The organism is Pantoea sp. OVA07A, from assembly GCF_019969975.1.
Taxonomy (GTDB): domain Bacteria; phylum Pseudomonadota; class Gammaproteobacteria; order Enterobacterales; family Enterobacteriaceae; genus Pantoea; species Pantoea agglomerans.
Genome location: NZ_JAHXYM010000007.1, coordinates 234,493 through 251,102 on the forward strand (window position 1 = coordinate 234,493; position 16,610 = coordinate 251,102).

16 protein-coding genes are annotated in these 16,610 nt (G+C 55.7%); 13 read left to right on the plus strand and 3 right to left on the minus strand.

Annotation, left to right across the window (positions count from 1 at the left end; all coding sequences use genetic code 11):
• Positions 1-3: 3 nt before the first annotated feature.
• The 6 genes from LC417_RS20075 (at position 4) to tatD (ending at position 4,905) form a co-directional block, all read left to right on the plus strand.
• The gene (locus LC417_RS20075) at positions 4-609 is read left to right on the plus strand and encodes an SCP2 domain-containing protein (RefSeq protein ID WP_010257253.1); all 606 of its coding nucleotides are present in this window, start codon (positions 4-6) and stop codon (positions 607-609) included.
• Positions 606-2,243 carry a ubiquinone biosynthesis regulatory protein kinase UbiB gene (gene ubiB / locus LC417_RS20080; RefSeq protein WP_010257248.1) on the plus strand — a complete coding sequence of 546 codons (1,638 nt, stop codon included), beginning with the start codon at positions 606-608 and terminating at the stop codon, positions 2,241-2,243. Before LC417_RS20075 ends, ubiB begins: the two co-directional genes overlap by 4 nt.
• A 109-nt stretch (positions 2,244-2,352) precedes the next feature.
• Positions 2,353-2,607 (plus strand): Sec-independent protein translocase subunit TatA, encoded by a 255-nt coding sequence (gene tatA / locus LC417_RS20085; RefSeq protein WP_010257244.1) that lies wholly within the window; start codon positions 2,353-2,355, stop codon positions 2,605-2,607.
• Between the two features lie 3 nt (positions 2,608-2,610).
• Positions 2,611-3,276 (plus strand): Sec-independent protein translocase protein TatB, encoded by a 666-nt coding sequence (tatB, locus tag LC417_RS20090; protein ID WP_223566277.1) that lies wholly within the window; start codon positions 2,611-2,613, stop codon positions 3,274-3,276.
• Complete coding sequence (tatC, locus tag LC417_RS20095; protein ID WP_031590265.1) at positions 3,276-4,034, plus strand: Sec-independent protein translocase subunit TatC; 759 nt, start codon at positions 3,276-3,278, stop codon at positions 4,032-4,034. The genes tatB and tatC overlap by 1 nt, the downstream gene beginning before the upstream one ends.
• Positions 4,035-4,122: 88 nt before the next feature.
• Positions 4,123-4,905, plus strand: a complete 783-nt coding sequence (gene tatD, locus LC417_RS20100; RefSeq protein WP_010257234.1) for a 3'-5' ssDNA/RNA exonuclease TatD — start codon at positions 4,123-4,125, stop codon at positions 4,903-4,905.
• On the opposite strand, the gene rfaH is transcribed toward tatD, so the two are convergent.
• The gene (rfaH, locus tag LC417_RS20105) at positions 4,902-5,390 is read right to left on the minus strand and encodes a transcription/translation regulatory transformer protein RfaH (protein ID WP_010257230.1); all 489 of its coding nucleotides are present in this window, start codon (positions 5,388-5,390) and stop codon (positions 4,902-4,904) included. The genes tatD and rfaH overlap by 4 nt on opposite strands.
• 206 nt (positions 5,391-5,596) lie before the next feature.
• On the opposite strand from rfaH, the gene pepE reads away from it, so the two are divergent.
• The 3 genes from pepE to fre all read left to right on the plus strand — a co-directional run bounded on the left by pepE (position 5,597) and on the right by fre (position 8,630).
• Positions 5,597-6,322, plus strand: a complete 726-nt coding sequence (pepE, locus tag LC417_RS20110; protein ID WP_223566278.1) for a dipeptidase PepE — start codon at positions 5,597-5,599, stop codon at positions 6,320-6,322.
• An 80-nt stretch (positions 6,323-6,402) separates the two neighbouring features.
• A complete protein-coding gene (ubiD, locus tag LC417_RS20115; RefSeq protein ID WP_010257222.1) occupies positions 6,403-7,887 on the plus strand; it encodes a 4-hydroxy-3-polyprenylbenzoate decarboxylase in 1,485 nt (494 codons plus the stop codon).
• 41 nt (positions 7,888-7,928) lie between these two features.
• A complete protein-coding gene (fre, locus tag LC417_RS20120; protein WP_010257219.1) occupies positions 7,929-8,630 on the plus strand; it encodes an NAD(P)H-flavin reductase in 702 nt (233 codons plus the stop codon).
• An 81-nt stretch (positions 8,631-8,711) separates the two neighbouring features.
• On the opposite strand, the gene fadA is transcribed toward fre, so the two are convergent.
• Together fadA and fadB are read right to left on the minus strand one after the other, a co-directional pair.
• Complete coding sequence (gene fadA, locus LC417_RS20125) at positions 8,712-9,875, minus strand: acetyl-CoA C-acyltransferase FadA (RefSeq protein WP_010257216.1); 1,164 nt, start codon at positions 9,873-9,875, stop codon at positions 8,712-8,714.
• Between the two features lie 10 nt (positions 9,876-9,885).
• Positions 9,886-12,069: a fatty acid oxidation complex subunit alpha FadB gene (fadB, locus tag LC417_RS20130; protein WP_223566279.1), complete on the minus strand. Its 2,184-nt coding sequence runs from the start codon at positions 12,067-12,069 to the stop codon at positions 9,886-9,888.
• Between the two features lie 186 nt (positions 12,070-12,255).
• Between fadB and pepQ the strand changes: the two genes are divergently transcribed.
• Genes pepQ through hemG form a run of 4 tightly spaced genes read left to right on the plus strand, consistent with a single transcriptional unit; the run spans position 12,256 to position 16,239 of the window.
• The gene (gene pepQ / locus LC417_RS20135) at positions 12,256-13,587 is read left to right on the plus strand and encodes a Xaa-Pro dipeptidase (protein ID WP_223566280.1); all 1,332 of its coding nucleotides are present in this window, start codon (positions 12,256-12,258) and stop codon (positions 13,585-13,587) included.
• On the plus strand, positions 13,587-14,204 hold the full coding sequence (locus LC417_RS20140; RefSeq protein WP_010257205.1) for an IMPACT family protein: 618 nt from the start codon (positions 13,587-13,589) through the stop codon (positions 14,202-14,204). Before pepQ ends, LC417_RS20140 begins: the two co-directional genes overlap by 1 nt.
• Before the next feature lie 32 nt (positions 14,205-14,236).
• Entirely contained in the window at positions 14,237-15,688 is a 1,452-nt protein-coding gene (trkH, locus tag LC417_RS20145; protein WP_010257200.1) for a Trk system potassium transporter TrkH, read from the plus strand.
• 17 nt (positions 15,689-15,705) lie between these two features.
• Complete coding sequence (hemG, locus tag LC417_RS20150; RefSeq protein WP_187494934.1) at positions 15,706-16,239, plus strand: menaquinone-dependent protoporphyrinogen IX dehydrogenase; 534 nt, start codon at positions 15,706-15,708, stop codon at positions 16,237-16,239.
• Positions 16,240-16,610: the final 371 nt, after the last annotated feature.

Genomic DNA, 16,610 nt, shown 5'->3' on the forward strand with positions numbered 1-16,610 from the left:
GTAATGAACCTGACGCCCTTGATTACCGCGGGCCTGGAAACGGCGCTGAACCGTATTCTCTATCGCGATCGTGGCCTGAAACCGGCGCGGCAACGCCTGAATGGCAAAGTGCTGACGCTGCGCCTGAATGAGTTCTCTCATCCGCTGGTGCTGGTCTTCAGTGAACAGCAGGTCGATGTGTTGGCTGACTGGCAGGATCGCAGTGACTGCACGGTGATCACCTCGCTGAAAACCCTGCCGAAGCTGCGCGATCGCCAGCAGCTGACGCCGCTGATCCGTAGCGGTGAACTGCAGGTTGAAGGTGACCTGCAGGTGGTGCAGCAGTTCTCTGCGCTGATGGATCTGGCTGAGCTGGATCCGGCAGAATATCTGGCTCCCTGGGTCGGCGATATCGCCGCACAGGGGATCAGCCAGCGCTCACAACAGGCATTACGCTTTTTCAAAGGTGAAGTGCAGCGTCGCCAGGATTATCTCGGACAGGCCATAACCGAAGAGTGGCGTGTTGCGCCTGGCTCGCTGGAATTAGCCTGGTTTTCTGAGGAGGTCGACGCGATGGAACGTTCGCTTGAGGCGCTTGATGCGCGTCTGGCGCAGCTGGAGGCAAAATGAGTTTTGGAGAGATCCGCCGCTTATATCTGATCATGAAGGTGTTTCTGACCTATGGCCTTGATGAACTGATTCCTCAGACACGCCTCACTTTCCTGTTCCGCCTGTGGCGTCGCTCTGTTTTCTGGATCCCTAATCTGCATCAGCATGAACCGATCGGCGCACGTATGCGCATGGCGATGGAGCAGCTGGGTCCGGTCTGGATCAAGTTTGGCCAGATGCTGTCGACCCGTCGTGATCTCTTCCCGCCGCTGATTGCCGATCAACTGGCGATCCTGCAGGACCGTGTTGCGCCGTTCGATGGCGTCAAAGCCAAAGCGCAGATTGAAGCTTCAATGGGCGCGCCGATTGAAACCTGGTTTGATGATTTTGATATCAAGCCACTGGCTTCGGCATCCATTGCGCAGGTGCACACCGCCACGCTGAAATCAACTGGCAAGAAAGTGGTGATCAAAGTGATTCGCCCCGATATTTTGCCGGTGATTCGGGCGGACATGAAGCTGATCTATCGCCTGGCCCGCTGGGTCCCGCGCCTGTTGCCGGATGGCCGTCGTCTGCGTCCGGTCGAAGTGGTGCGCGATTATGAGAAAACCCTGCTTGATGAGCTGAATCTGTTACGTGAAGCGGCCAACGCCATTCAGCTGCGCCGGAATTTTGAAGATAGCCGCATGCTCTATGTGCCGGAAGTCTATTCCGACTACTGCAGCGAAACCATGATGGTGATGGAGCGCATCTACGGCATTCCGATTTCAGATGTTGCCACGCTGGAGCGTCATGGCGTTAATATGAAGCTGCTGGCAGAACGTGGCGTGCAGGTCTTCTTCACCCAGGTCTTCCGCGACAGCTTCTTCCATGCGGATATGCATCCTGGCAATATTTTTGTCAGCTATGAACATCCCGAAGATCCACAATATATCGGCATCGATTGCGGTATCGTGGGTTCACTGAACAAAGAAGATAAGCGCTATCTGGCTGAAAACTTTATCGCCTTCTTCAACCGTGACTACCGTAAGGTCGCGGAGTTGCACGTTGACTCAGGCTGGGTGCCGCCCGATACCAACGTAGAAGATTTCGAGTTTGCGATTCGTACGGTCTGCGAGCCGATTTTTGAAAAACCGCTGGCTGAAATCTCCTTCGGGCATGTGCTGCTGAACCTGTTCAACACCGCACGCCGCTTTAATATGGAAGTGCAGCCGCAGCTGGTCCTGCTGCAAAAAACGCTGCTCTATGTTGAAGGCATCGGCCGTCAGCTCTATCCGCAGCTCGACCTGTGGAAGACAGCCAAGCCCTTCCTGGAAGAGTGGATCAAAGATCAGGTGGGATTACCGGCTATTATCCGTGCGGTAAAAGAGAAAGCGCCATTCTGGGCTGAGAAGCTCCCTGAGCTGCCGGAGCTGTTTTACGACAGCATGCGCCAGCACAAACTTTTGCGGCACAGCGTCGATAAATTAGTGGGCGATATGAATGCGCAGCGCGTCCGGCACCATCAGGCGCGTTACCTGTTCGGCGTCGGTGCAACGTTGCTGTTAAGCGGAACGGCTGTGCTGCTCACCCGACCGGATTGGGACTTTTTCCCGGCGGTTTTGATGGCAGCAGGAATTGTCTCCTGGTTAATCGGCTGGCGTAAGACAAACTGATTGTCACGTCCGTCTAAAAAAAGGTAATGTCGCTGGCTCAGGCCCGGTTGAAAAGGGCACTCTGTGGTGCATTACCTCATCGTTTTCACAGAATATTAGAGGCTATCTCATGGGCGGTATCAGTATCTGGCAATTGTTAATCATTGCCGTGATTGTTGTACTTCTGTTCGGTACCAACAAATTACGTAATCTGGGTTCAGATTTGGGTTCTTCGATTCGTGGCTTCAAAAAAGCCATGGGTGACGAGGACGACAAAAAGGATCAACCGAAAGAGCAGGACGCTGACTTCGCTGCCAAAACGCTGGCGGACAAACAGCAAACTTCGGCTAACAAAGAAGAAGCCAAGAACGACAAGCAGGTGTAAACCGTGTTTGATATTGGTTTTAGTGAACTGGTATTGGTGTTCGTGATCGGGCTGATTGTACTCGGCCCGCAACGTTTACCGGTTGCGGTGAAAACCGTGGTCGGCTGGATCAGGGCGATTCGTTCGCTGGCAGCCAATGTACAACATGAACTGGCGCAGGAGCTCAAGCTGCAGGAGTTGCAGGAGAGCCTGAAAAAGGTGGAAGAAGCGGGCCGTGGCACGCTCTCACCAGAGCTGAAAGAGTCGATGGAAGAGCTGCGTAAAACTGCGGATTCAATGAAACGCTCGGTCAGTCAGAGCATCGACATTGAAAAAGAGGAAGACGAGGCAAACACCATCCATTCGGCTCAGCACAGGCCCGCGCCTGCTCCGGCTGAGCCTTCGGCGACACCGGCTACAGCAGAACACCAGGCCAGTGCCCCGGCACAGACACCGTCTGAGGTTTCAGACTCAGGTCCGGCGGTGCAATCCTCTGCCGCACCTTCAGCCGTCGCCACTGCTCCGGCACCGGCCTCTTCAGCGGTTTCATCAGGTCCGGCGGTGCAGTCCTCTGCCGCACCAACCGCTGTGGCCAGCGCACCGGCACAGGCACCCGCTGGCGACGTCGCCAGGCCGGCCGATCCTGCGCGTCAGTCCGCTACCCCCTCTTCTGCAAGTGATGAACGATAATGGCCGTTGAAGATACCCAACCGCTCATCAGTCATCTGATTGAGCTGCGTAAGCGACTACTGAACTGCATCATCGCCGTATTAGCGATTTTCCTGGTGCTGGTTTATTTCGCCAACGACATCTACCAGCTGGTCGCGGCACCGCTAATCAGCCAGATGCCGGTGGGCTCCAGCATGATCGCGACCGATGTGGCCTCACCGTTTTTCACCCCGATTAAGCTGACCATTATTGTGTCGGTGTTTCTTGCGGTGCCGGTGATCCTCTATCAGGTCTGGGCATTTGTTGCCCCGGCGCTTTACCGGCATGAGCGCAGGCTGGTTATGCCGCTGCTGTTTTCCAGCACCTTCCTGTTCTACTTCGGCGTAGCCTTTGCCTATTTCGTGGTCTTCCCGCTGGCATTTGGTTTTTTCACCAAGACAGCGCCGATCGGCGTGACCGTAGCAACGGATATCTCCAAATACCTCGACTTTGTCATGACGCTGTTTATGGCATTTGGCGTGGCGTTTGAAGTGCCGGTGGCGATTGTGTTGCTGTGCTGGACCGGTATCACCAGCCCGGAAGAGTTGAAGAAGAAACGTCCCTATATTCTGGTGGGCGCCTTCGTGGTCGGGATGTTGCTCACACCGCCGGATGTTTTTTCCCAAACTTTGCTCGCTATTCCGATGTACTGCCTGTTTGAAGTCGGCGTATTCTTTTCCCGTTACTATGTGGGTAAAGGCCGCCGGTTACAGGATGAAGACGAGAATACCGACTCCTGATGCGGACAGCTTTACCCGCACTGGCGGGAAGCGATCAATCCAAACCGCCCTGATGGGCGGTTTTTGTTTATAAACTGTGGGAAAAATTATGTTTGATATCGGTGTAAACCTGACCAGCACGCAATTCGCCTCCGACCGGCAAAAGGTGGTTAAACGCGCGCGTGATGCGGGCGTCACCGGCATGCTTATTACCGGCACTAACGCGCTGGAGAGCCAGCAGGCTCAGCGACTGGCTGAAGATCAAGCGGGCTTCTGTTGGTCTACCGCGGGCGTCCATCCTCATCATGCCAGCGAATGGTCAACGGAAATTGCCAGCACCCTGCGTCGCCTGGCTGAAAAACCGGAAGTGGTTGCCATCGGTGAATGCGGACTCGATTTCAATCGCAATCTGTCGGCTCATGAGCAGCAGGAGTATGCGTTTGATGCGCAGCTGGCTCTGGCGGCAGAACTCAATATGCCGGTCTTTCTGCACTGCCGCGAAGCCCATGCGCGTTTCGCCGCAGTGCTGGCGCCCTGGCTGCCAAAACTGCCTGGCGCGGTAATCCACTGCTTTACCGGCACGCGTGACGAACTGGAAGCCTGTCTGGGCATGGGATTATCGGTAGGGATTACGGGCTGGGTATGCGATGAGCGCCGTGGTCTGGAGTTGCGCGAGCTGCTGCCACTGATTCCGGCCGATCGCCTGCTGCTGGAAACGGATGCCCCATATCTGCTGCCGCGCGACATGCGTCCACGCCCGACTTCTCGCCGTAATGAACCCTGCTTTTTACCGCATATTGTGCATCAGGTGGCGACATGGCGTGGTGAGAGTGCTGAGGAGCTGGCGACCCGCATCGACCATAATGCGCGGACGTTATTCAGACTGGCTTAAATCTTGCGGAACTGCTTGTTGTCGACGCTGCGCATTACCTGCTTGTTCAGCAAATTAAGCAACAGAATTGAGCGCGTTTCACCATCCGGCTCGGCAAAGATGGCGCGCAGCCCTTCAAACGTCCCGTCGGTGATGACCACTTCATCACCGCTTTGCGGCGTTTCAGGGTCAAGCAGGATTTGCGGAACGTCCGTTTCCAGCGCTTCAATCACGGCTGAAGGCACGGTCGCGGGCGTCGTGCCAAAGCGCACGAAGTGACTGACACCACGGGTACTGCTGATCGTCGTAGTGTGAATGGCTTCAGGATCAAACTCGATAAACAGATAATTCGGGAACAGTGGCTCACTCACGGTGGTGCGTTTACCGCGCACGATCTTTTCCAGAGCGATCATCGGGCTGAGGCAATGCACTTCCTGCCGCTCCAGATGCTCCTTCGCGCGCAGTAGCTGTCCACGTTTGCAATAGAGTAAGTACCAGGATTCCATAACTGCTCCCATTGAATGGACGCTAAGAATAGCAAACCTGTTGCCAGAGTTATAGCGCAGGGGCAGGGTAAAGCGTCCCGCAAAGAAAATAAACTGAGACTTTTCTTAAGATGCCCGAGAGCAGCAGAAAAGGTGACTGAAAATTGACGTCTGCTATTGCTCTGTATCAGACTCAATGACCATCACATCTGCAAAAGGATCCTCTGATGGAACTCTTTCTGTTGAGCAACGGCAAGCTGGCGGATGATGCGCCGCTGCTGGGCTATGCGCAGCCGCAGCTGCACGCCATGATCGCCCGACGCGCTATCCGATCGGCGGTACTGATCCCCTACGCGATTATTCGTGGCGATCAGCAGCAACGCGCCGCCGAACTCAGTGCCTCACTGGGCATTCAGGTTGAGCGGGTTCAGGCATTCGCCTCACCGGCTGAAGCGATTGCGCAGGCAGAGCTGATTTTAGTCAGCGGCGGCAACACCTGGTTCCTGAATCAGACGCTGCATGAGCAGGGTTTGATCGGGGCGATTCAGCGCGCGGTGCGGGAGCGGCAGGTACCTTATGTCGGCTGGAGCGCAGGCTGCAACGTGGCGACGCCCTCAATCCGTACCACGAACGATATGCCGGTGCGCAGCAGCGTGGTGCTGCCTGCACTGGGACTCTTTCCGGTGCAGATTAATCCCCACTATCTGGATGCCAGCGTCAGCGGTCATATGGGCGAAACCCGTGACGAACGGCTGGCAGAGTTCTGTGCAGTTAATCCGACCGAGTCGGTGATTGCACTGCGTGAAGGCAGTTTTCTGCACGTTCACGACAATCAGCTGCGCTATCACAGCGTGCGAAACGAAGATTTTAAACTGTTTCGCCACGGCGAGCCGATTCAGGGGTATTACGATGCCCGCGCGTTACAACCGCTGGTTCCCTTTCAGTGCGTATGACGCTGCCATATAAACCTCAGCATAACCGCTTAATCAGACCTATAATGGCCGATTCACTCTGGCCGGAAAGCTAAAGCCGCATGAAATATCACGATTTAAGAGACTTTCTCGCGCTGCTCGAACAGCGCGGTGAGCTAAAGCGCATTACTCAGTCGATCGATCCTGAACTGGAGATGACCGAAATCGCCGACCGCACTCTGCGTGCCGGTGGCCCGGCTCTGCTGTTTGAAAACCCGAAAGGGTACGACATGCCGGTGCTGTGCAATCTGTTCGGCACACCAAAGCGTGTGGCAATGGGCATGGGCCAGGAAGAGGTCAGCGCACTGCGTGAAGTGGGTAAGCTGCTGGCCTTCCTGAAAGAGCCGGAGCCGCCAAAAGGCTTCCGCGATCTGTTCGATAAGATGCCGCAGTTTAAGCAGGTCCTGAACATGCCGACCAAACGCCTGCGCAATGCACCCTGTCAGGAAGAGGTGTTCAGCGGCGATGAAGTCGATCTGACGCGCATTCCGGTGATGAAGTGCTGGCCGGGCGATGCGGCACCGCTGATTACCTGGGGGCTGACCGTGACGCGCGGCCCGCACAAAGAGCGGCAGAATCTCGGTATCTACCGGCAGCAGGTGATCGGCAAAAATCGGCTGATCATGCGCTGGCTGTCGCACCGTGGCGGCGCGCTCGATTATCTGGAGTGGACGAAAGCGCATCCGGGTGAGCGTTTTCCGGTCTCGGTGGCGCTGGGTGCCGATCCTGCCACTATCCTTGGGGCCGTAACGCCGGTGCCTGATACGCTGTCAGAATATGCGTTTGCCGGTTTACTGCGCGGCAATAAAACCGAAGTAGTGAAATGCCTCTCGAACGATCTCGAAGTTCCCGCCAGCGCGGAAATCGTGCTGGAAGGGTATATCGAAGCGGGCGATATGGCGCCGGAAGGACCTTACGGCGACCACACCGGCTACTACAATGAAGTAGATAGCTTCCCGGTGTTTACCGTTACGCATATTACGCAGCGCCATAAGCCTATCTATCACTCCACCTATACCGGCCGTCCGCCAGATGAACCTGCGGTGCTGGGTGTGGCGCTGAATGAAGTGCTGGTGCCGATTCTGGTGAAGCAGTTCCCGGAGATCGTAGACTTCTATCTGCCGCCAGAAGGGTGTTCCTACCGGCTGGCGGTCGTGACGATTAAAAAGCAGTACGCGGGGCATGCCAAACGTGTCATGTTTGGCGTCTGGTCGTTTCTGCGGCAGTTCATGTACACCAAATTTGTTATTGTGTGTGACGATGACGTTAATGCGCGTGACTGGAACGACGTGATCTGGGCGATCACCACGCGTATGGATCCGGCCCGCGATACGGTATTAGTGGAAAATACCCCAATCGATTATCTCGATTTCGCTTCGCCCGTTTCCGGGCTGGGATCGAAGATGGGGATGGATGCGACAAATAAGTGGCCAGGTGAAACGCAGCGCGAATGGGGTACACCTATCGTCAAAGATCCTGCGGTCACCGCGCGCATTGATGCTATCTGGGATGAGCTAGGTATTTTTGATCAGCCGCCACAGCGTTGATGGCGAGCACAACCATAAAGACGACCCGACAGAGGGAACGCATGACAACGTTAAGCTGTAAAGTAACTTCGGTTGAGGCGATTACCGACACGGTCTATCGCGTTCGCCTGATCCCTGAAGCGGAATTCAGTTTTCGCGCGGGACAGTATCTGATGGTAGTGATGGACGAGCGTGACAAGCGTCCGTTCTCACTGGCCTCAACGCCGATGGAAAAAGATATCATTGAGCTGCATATCGGCGCGTCCGATCTGAACCTCTATGCCATGGCCGTCATGGATCGCATCCGTAACGATCGCCAGATTACGGTTGATATGCCGCACGGCGATGCCTGGCTGCGTGAAGAGAGCAGCAAGCCGCTGATCCTGATTGCAGGCGGCACCGGTTTCTCCTATGCCCGTTCGATTCTGCTCACTGCCCTGGCGGAACAGCCAGAGCGCGATATCGCCATTTACTGGGGCGGACGTGAGCTCAAGCATTTGTACGATCTGGAAGAGCTGGATGCGCTGGCGGTGAAGCACCCGAACCTGAAAGTGATTCCGGTTGTCGAGCAACCTGAAGCGGGCTGGCAGGGCCGTTCAGGAACGGTACTGACAGCAGTGATGCAGGATTTCAGTACGCTGAGCGAGCATGAGATCTACATCGCCGGACGTTTTGAGATGGCGAAGATTGCCCGCGATCGTTTCTGTGCCGAGCGTGGCGCGGTGGAGTCACAGATGTACGGCGATGCGTTTGCCTTTATCTGATGCGCTGAAGCAGCCTGTAGCAGACAGAAAAAACCCGCCGGTTTACTGGCGGGTAAATCTGACAAAGTAAGACTCAACGTATTACAGACGCTCGAATACGGTCGCAATGCCCTGACCCAGTCCGATACACATGGTGGCGAGGCCAAAACGGGCATCGCGTCGCTCCATAATATTCAGCAATGTCGTGCTGATGCGTGCGCCGGAGCAGCCCAGCGGATGGCCTAACGCAATCGCGCCGCCATTCAGATTGACCTTATCATCCATCCGTTCCAGCAAACCTAAGTCCTTGATGCAGGGCAGTGTCTGCGCGGCAAAGGCTTCGTTCAGCTCAAACACATCGATATCACTGACGCTCAGTCCCGCGCGTTTCAATGCCAGTTTGCTGGCCGGTACCGGTCCATAACCCATAATCGAAGGATCACAGCCCACCACCGCCATGCTGCGGATGCGCGCGCGCGGTGTCAGCCCCAGCTCACGGGCGCGTGATTCACTCATGACCAGCATGGCGGCCGCGCCATCTGACAACGCCGACGATGTACCCGCCGTGACGGTGCCGTTAACCGGATCGAAGGCGGGTTTGAGTGCCGCCAGTCCTTCGGCGCTGGTCTCCTCGCGAATCACCTCATCGAAGTCATAGCGTTTAAGAATGCCGTCGCTGTCGTGACCATAGGTGGCGACAATCTCTGTTGCAAAGTCCCCACGCTGGGTGGCCTGCCAGGCCCGCTGGTGTGAACGCAGGGCAAATGCATCCTGCTGCTCACGGCTGATATGATGCATTCGCGCCAGCATTTCAGCCGTTAAGCCCATCATGCCTGCTGCTTTTGCCACGGTTCGGCCCAGACCGGGATGAAAGTCGACGCCGTGATTCATCGGCACATGTCCCATATGCTCCACGCCACCGATCAGACAGCATTGCGCATCACCGACCATAATGGCGCGGGCCGCATCATGCAGCGCCTGCATTGAAGAGCCACACAGTCGGTTGACGGTGGTGGCCGGCACTGAATGCGGGATTTCGGCCAGCAGCGCGGCGTTACGCGCGATATTAAATCCCTGTTCCAGCGTCTGCTGTACGCAGCCCCAGACGATATCGTCCAGTGATGTCGGGTTCACCGCCGGGTTGCGGCTCAGGAGTTCGCGCATCAGGTGCGCAGAGAGATCTTCAGCGCGCACGTGACGAAAGGCGCCGCCTTTTGAACGTCCCATTGGCGTGCGCACCGCATCAATAATCACCACATTTTCCATCTTTTTGCCCTCAGGCGCTTTTCAGCGCGGCTTCATCAATCGGTTTGGCGGCGGGATACCAGCTTTCATGCTGATGGGCTTTCTGCACCAGCAGCGCAGGCAGGGCATATAAGCCACCGAGCGCGCTATAACGCCGGGCCTGATCCACCACATTGCTGTTGCCCAGGGTATCGAGATAGCGGAAAGCGCCGCCACGGAAAGGCGGGAAGCCGAGACCATAGACCAGCGCCATATCCGCTTCAGCTGGCGAGGCAATAATCTTCTCTTCCAGGCAGCGCACTACTTCATTCAGCATTGGCAGCATCATGCGATTCAGGATCTCTTCGTCGCTGAAGACCCGCTTAGGCTGGCAGACCTGCTCCAGCAGCGTATCCACTTCGGTATCAGCCACTTTTGTCAGTTTGCCTTTTTTATCTTCTTCCCAGCGCCAGAAGCCTTTGCCATTTTTCTGGCCAAAACGACCAGCATCAAACAGCAGATCGATCGCATCACGATAGTCATGCTTCATACGATCCGGGAAACCGTCAGCCATGACGCTTTGCGCGTGGTGCGCGGTATCGATGCCGACCACATCCAGCAGCCATGAGGGGCCCATCGGCCAGCCAAACTGTTTTTCCATCACTTTATCAATCTGACGGAAATCGGCGCCGTCGCGCAGCAGCAGGCTGAAAGCGGCGAAGTAAGGGAACAGCACCCGGTTAACAAAGAAGCCCGGACAGTCATTCACTACGATCGGGGTTTTGCCCATTTTGCTGGCCCAGGCCACCACTTTGCTCAGGGTCGCTTCACTGGTTTTCTCGCCACGAACCACCTCTACCAGCGGCATACGCGGTACCGGATTGAAGAAGTGCATGCCGCAGAAGTTTTCCGGACGCTGAAGCGCCTGCGCCAGCTGGCTGATGGGAATGGTCGAGGTATTGGAGGCCAGAATCGCATCCTCACGCAGATGCTGTTCGGTTTCCGCCAGCACTTTTGCCTTGATCAGCGGGTTCTCTACCACCGCTTCAACCACCACATCAGCCTGTTCAAAACCGGCGTAATCCAGCGTGGGCTGGATAGTGGCGATCACACTGGCGAGTTTGTTGCCGTCGATTTTGCCGCGTTCCAGCAGCTTATTGAGCAGCTTGCTGGCTTCGTTCATCCCCAGCGTTAACGCCTGTGGATTGATATCTTTCATTCTGACCGGCACGCCTTTCCACGCAGACTGGTAGCTGATGCCGCCACCCATGATGCCTGCGCCCAGTACCGCTGCCTGAGCGGGTGCGCCGCTTTTGCTGCCGCGCTTTTTCGCCAGACCTTTCACATACTGGTCGTTGAGGAAGATGCCGACCAGCGCGCGTGCTTCATCAGACTGTGCCAGCGGCACAAACGCTGCGGTTTCAAGCTTCAGCGCGTCATCGCGGCCAAGGCTGGCTGCAGCTTCAATGGTTTTTACCGCCATCAGCGGAGCGGGATAATGCTTGCCTGCGGTTTGCAGCACCATGGCTTTCGCGATAGTGAAGCTCATGGCCGCTTCAATCGGGCTGAGTTTCAGCGGAGCCAGCTTAGGGGCCCGGCGGGCGCGCCAGCTGCCATCAGTGGCAGCGGCCTTAAGCATGATGATCCCCGCCTCACGCAGTTTCTCGCGAGACACCACCGCATCGACCAGACCGAGTTTAAGAGCGGCATTGCCATCGACATCTTTTCCCGCCGCAATAATTTCCAGCGCACTGTCGGCACCCAGCAGGCGCGGCAATCGCACGCTGCCGCCAAATCCCGGCATGATGCCGAGTTTGGTTTCCGGCAGGCCAATACGGGCGTCCGCAGTAGCGATACGCAGATCGGTTGCCAGTACGCATTCACATCCGCCGCCCAGTGCATAGCCGTCAATGGCGGCCAGAGTCGGTACCGGCAAATCTTCCAGACGATTGAAGATGCTGTTGGCGTAACTCAGCCACTGGCTCAGTTTTTCGGTGGGTGCATCAAACAGTGAAAGGAACTCGGTGATATCTGCCCCTACAATAAAGGCAGGTTTAGCGGAGCTCAGCAGCAGGCCGCGCAGTTCTGGCTGCTGCTCCAGCACAGCTATTGCCTCGCCCAGGCTGGCGACAGTTTGCGTATCGAGCTTGTTGACCGAGCCCGTAGCGTCAAAAACCAGCTCGGCGATGCCATCGTCCAGCCAGTGAAGAGTAAGGTTAGCGCCTTGGTAGAGCATGTGCGTCTCCTGAAACCGCGAAAGGTGATCTGGTCATACCAGATGATCGTGAGTGTGGGAGCGATGTTAATTTTTTGCAAACTGGTCTTTGCTTATTTGCTAACAAGATCACAGCTGCGCCGACTTCGGCATCTGCGCAAGGGGTATGCTAAACTGCGGCCATTTCGCGACACTGGAGAGACGTCAATGGATTCACTGAAGACCTTGTATCACGCGCACATCGCCACGTTGCAACAACGGGCGCAGCAGGTGCTGGCACGCAATAAACTGGATGCGATGTTGATCCATTCCGGTGAGTTGATGACGGTGTTTCTGGATGATCACACTTATCCGTTTAAGGTGAATCCGCAGTTCAAGGCCTGGGTGCCGGTGACGCAGGTGCCCAACTGCTGGCTCTGGATTGATGGGGTAAACAAACCGAAACTGTGGTTCTACTCTCCGGTGGATTACTGGCATAACGTTGAACCGTTGCCGGATAGCTTCTGGACCGGGGATATCGACGTTATCGGCCTGAAAAATGCGGATGAGATTGCGCAGTTGCTGCCTGCACAGCGTGATAACGTCGCCTATATCGGCCCGGTTAACGCGCGTGCATCTCAGCTCGGCATCGCCTCTGGCAATATTAATCCCAAAGCGGTCATCGACTTCCTGCACTTCCATCGCAGCATCAAAACTGATTATGAACTCGCCTGTCTGCGCCAGGCGCAGAAGCTGGCGGTTGCCGGTCATCGCGCGGCGAAAGAGGCGTTCTCGGCGGGCTTAAGCGAGTTCGATATCAATCAGGCGTATCTGACCGCTACCGGTCATCGCGACACCGATGTACCTTACGGCAATATCATTGCGCTGAATGAGCACGCTGCGGTGCTGCACTACACCCGGCTGGATCATCAGCCACCGGCGAAACGCCATAGCTTTTTGATTGATGCGGGTGCCGAGTATCTTGGCTATGCCGCTGATTTGACCCGCAGCTATGCGGCGCAGAGCAGTTCGCTCTATGCCAGAATGGTTGAGGCGATGAACACTGAAGAGCTGGCCCTGATAGCCACGCTGAAACCGGGCGTACGCTACACCGATTACCACCTTCAGATGCATCAGCGTATTGCGAAGATGTTGCTGAAGTTTGAGCTGGCTCAGGGAATCAGCGAAGAAGCGCTGGTGGCTGAAGATCTGACCGGTCCGTTTATGCCACATGGCCTGGGGCATCCGCTGGGTCTGCAGGTCCATGACGTTGCCGGTTTTATGCAGGATGAGCAGGGCACCCATCTCGCCGCGCCAGCGCAATATCCTTATCTTCGCTGCACCCGCGTGCTGCAACCGGGCATGGTATTAACCATTGAGCCGGGCTTCTATATTATTGATTCGTTACTGAAGCCGCTGCGTGAAGGCCGTTTTAGTCAGCACTTTAACTGGCAGGCCATTGATGCGCTTCGGCCTTATGGCGGGATTCGTATCGAGGATAACGTGGTGATCCATGCGCATCGCGTTGAGAACATGACCCGCGATCTGCATCTGGCCTGATGGAGGCCTTTGATATTCCCGCTGTGCCAGTAAGCAGCAGTGAGGAGACAATCAAAAAGAGTCGCTTCATTACGCTACTGGCGCACACCGAGGGTGCAGAGGCGGCGCGCGCGTTTGTCCAGCAGGTTAAAAGCGAGCATCCCACTGCCCGGCATCACTGCTGGGCCTGGGTAGCGGGCGCGCCGAATGATTCTCAGCAACTCGGTTTCTCTGATGATGGTGAACCTTCGGGTACGGCAGGGAAACCGATGCTGGCGCAACTGATGGGCGCGGATATTGGCGAGATTACCGCTGTGGTGGTGCGTTACTACGGTGGCATCATGCTGGGAACCGGCGGCTTAGTGAAAGCATATGGTGGTGGCGTCCAGCAGGGGCTTAAGCAGCTGCCACGGCAGCGCAAAGTGCCGATGAAGCTGTTCACTTTGCAATGTGACTATGCACAGCTCAGTGATATTGAACGGCTGGTACAGCGTTTTGAAGGTAAGGTGACCGACAGCCAGTTTCAGGATCGTATTGCGTTGACGCTGGCTGTACCTTACGGACAGATCGACGGGTTCAAAAAAAATCTGTCAGACTTTAGTCGGGGCGCGTTATCGCTGATCCCGCTCACACCATGATGTTCATCTCTTTTATTTAAAGGAACGGCTGAATGCACTTTCGCGCCATTACCCGCATAGTCGGTCTGCTGGTGATCCTCTTTTCAGTGACGATGATTTTGCCCGGCCTGGTCGCCTTAATTTATCGCGATGGCGCAGGGCGGGCGTTTAGCCAGACTTTTATGATGGCGCTGGTGATCGGCTCGCTGCTGTGGTGGCCGAATCGCAAAAAGAAAACCGAACTCAAACCGCGGGAAGGGTTTCTGATTGTGGTCCTGTTCTGGACGGTGCTGGGCAGCGTAGGGGCGATGCCCTTTATCTTTGCCGAACAGCCGCATCTTTCGGTGACGGATGCGTTCTTTGAATCTTTCTCTGGCCTGACAACCACCGGTGCCACCACGCTGGTGGGGCTGGACTCGTTGCCTAAGGCGATTCTCTTCTATCGGCAGATGCTGCAGTGGCTGGGCGGTATGGGGATCATCGTATTAGCCGTGGCGATACTGCCGATTCTGGGCGTCGGGGGCATGCAGCTCTATCGCGCTGAAATGCCGGGGCCGCTGAAAGATAATAAAATGCGACCGCGTATCGCCGAGACGGCTAAAACACTCTGGCTGATCTACGTCCTGCTGACGATAGCCTGTGCGCTGGCATTGTGGCTGGCGGGAATGCCAGCGTTTGATGCTATCGGCCACAGTTTCTCGACTATCGCCATTGGCGGCTTCTCAACCCATGATGCCAGTATCGGCTATTTTAACAGTGGCACTATCAATACCATCGTGGCGGTGTTTCTGCTGATCTCCGGCTGCAACTACGGCCTGCACTTTGCCATGTTAAGCGGACGCAATCTGCGTGTGTACTGGCGCGACCCTGAGTTCCGCATGTTTATTGGCGTTCAGCTGACGCTGGTGTTGATCTGTACCCTGGTGCTCTGGTTCCATAATGTCTATGAAAGTGGCTGGCAGACGCTGAACCAGGCCTTTTTCCAGGTGGTCTCCATGGCGACGACGGCGGGATTCACGACCGACAGCATCGCACGCTGGCCATTGTTCCTGCCGGTACTGCTGTTGTGCTCCGCCTTTATCGGCGGCTGTGCCGGTTCAACCGGCGGTGGTCTGAAGGTGATTCGCATACTGCTGTTATGCAAGCAGGGTAACCGTGAGCTTAAGCGTCTGGTTCACCCCAATGCGGTCTACACCATTAAGCTGGGCAACCGGGCGCTGCCGGAACGTATCCTTGAAGCTGTATGGGGATTCTTCTCGGCTTATGCGCTGGTGTTCCTGATCAGCATGCTGGCGATCATCGCTACCGGTGTTGATGACTTCTCGGCTTTTGCTGCCGTTGCCGCGACGCTCAATAACCTCGGCCCTGGCTTAGGGGTCGTAGCTGATAACTTCACTTCAATGAATGACGTGGCGAAATGGATTCTTATTTCCACCATGTTATTCGGGCGTCTCGAGGTATTCACCTTGCTGGTGCTGTTCACGCCTACTTTCTGGCGTGAATAATTAATAAGGATGCTGACATGAAAGCGCTGATTCTCTATTCCACTCGCGACGGACAAACCAAGAAGATTGCCTCTTCTATTGCTGATGTGATCCGTCAGCAGCAGCAGTGTGATGTACTGAACATTCAGGATGCCACTCTGCCTGACTGGGCACAGTATGATCGTGTGTTAATTGGCGCATCTATCCGCTATGGCCATTTTCAGCCGGTCGTCGATAAGTTCGTTAAACAACACCTTCATGAGTTGCAGCAGCGTACCAGCGGTTTCTTTTCAGTGAACCTGACGGCGCGCAAACCTGAGAAGCGCTCTCCTGAAACCAATGCCTATACGCAGAAGTTCCTGGCACACTCACCGTGGCAGCCTGATTGCTGTGCCGTGTTCGCAGGCGCGCTCTATTATCCGCGCTATCGCTGGTTCGATCGCGTCATGATCCAGTTGATTATGCGCATGACCGGTGGTGAGACAGATTCGACGAAAGAAGTGGAGTATACGGACTGGCAGCATGTAAGCACTTTTGCCAATGATTTTGCACAGTTACCAGGCAAATCGTAGCGAAATAGCGCGATTTGATGAAAATTACTGCGAACGATAATCTTTTCGTAATAAACACTTGTCAGCCCGCGCGAACTCCCTATAATGCGCCTCCATCGACACGGAACACCGGCAACGGGAAGCGGGTTGAGAGGCACAGGAGACTGCGCCGCCGGAGAAAAACTTCTGAGAAAGAGGTTGACTCTGCAGGAGGAAAGCGTAATATACGCCACCTCGCGACAGGACGCTAACGCACTGTTCGCACTGCTCTTTAACAATTTATCAGACAATCTGTGTGGGCACTCGCAGGATTGATATCAGCGTCTCCGGACGTAAAAAATATCAAGCCTCACGAGTGAACACATAATGAAATTCATTATGACGTTTTACAG

Coding starts and splice junctions, on each gene's coding strand:
- rfaH (WP_010257230.1), bottom strand. CDS start 5,390: ATGGAATCCTGGTACTTACTCTATTGCAAACGTGGACAGCTACTGCGC.
- tatC (WP_031590265.1), top strand. CDS start 3,276: ATGGCCGTTGAAGATACCCAACCGCTCATCAGTCATCTGATTGAGCTG.
- trkH (WP_010257200.1), top strand. CDS start 14,237: ATGCACTTTCGCGCCATTACCCGCATAGTCGGTCTGCTGGTGATCCTC.
- tatA (WP_010257244.1), top strand. CDS start 2,353: ATGGGCGGTATCAGTATCTGGCAATTGTTAATCATTGCCGTGATTGTT.
- pepE (WP_223566278.1), top strand. CDS start 5,597: ATGGAACTCTTTCTGTTGAGCAACGGCAAGCTGGCGGATGATGCGCCG.
- tatD (WP_010257234.1), top strand. CDS start 4,123: ATGTTTGATATCGGTGTAAACCTGACCAGCACGCAATTCGCCTCCGAC.
- LC417_RS20140 (WP_010257205.1), top strand. CDS start 13,587: ATGGAGGCCTTTGATATTCCCGCTGTGCCAGTAAGCAGCAGTGAGGAG.
- fre (WP_010257219.1), top strand. CDS start 7,929: ATGACAACGTTAAGCTGTAAAGTAACTTCGGTTGAGGCGATTACCGAC.
- fadA (WP_010257216.1), bottom strand. CDS start 9,875: ATGGAAAATGTGGTGATTATTGATGCGGTGCGCACGCCAATGGGACGT.
- ubiB (WP_010257248.1), top strand. CDS start 606: ATGAGTTTTGGAGAGATCCGCCGCTTATATCTGATCATGAAGGTGTTT.
- pepQ (WP_223566280.1), top strand. CDS start 12,256: ATGGATTCACTGAAGACCTTGTATCACGCGCACATCGCCACGTTGCAA.
- ubiD (WP_010257222.1), top strand. CDS start 6,403: ATGAAATATCACGATTTAAGAGACTTTCTCGCGCTGCTCGAACAGCGC.
- LC417_RS20075 (WP_010257253.1), top strand. CDS start 4: ATGAACCTGACGCCCTTGATTACCGCGGGCCTGGAAACGGCGCTGAAC.
- fadB (WP_223566279.1), bottom strand. CDS start 12,069: ATGCTCTACCAAGGCGCTAACCTTACTCTTCACTGGCTGGACGATGGC.
- hemG (WP_187494934.1), top strand. CDS start 15,706: ATGAAAGCGCTGATTCTCTATTCCACTCGCGACGGACAAACCAAGAAG.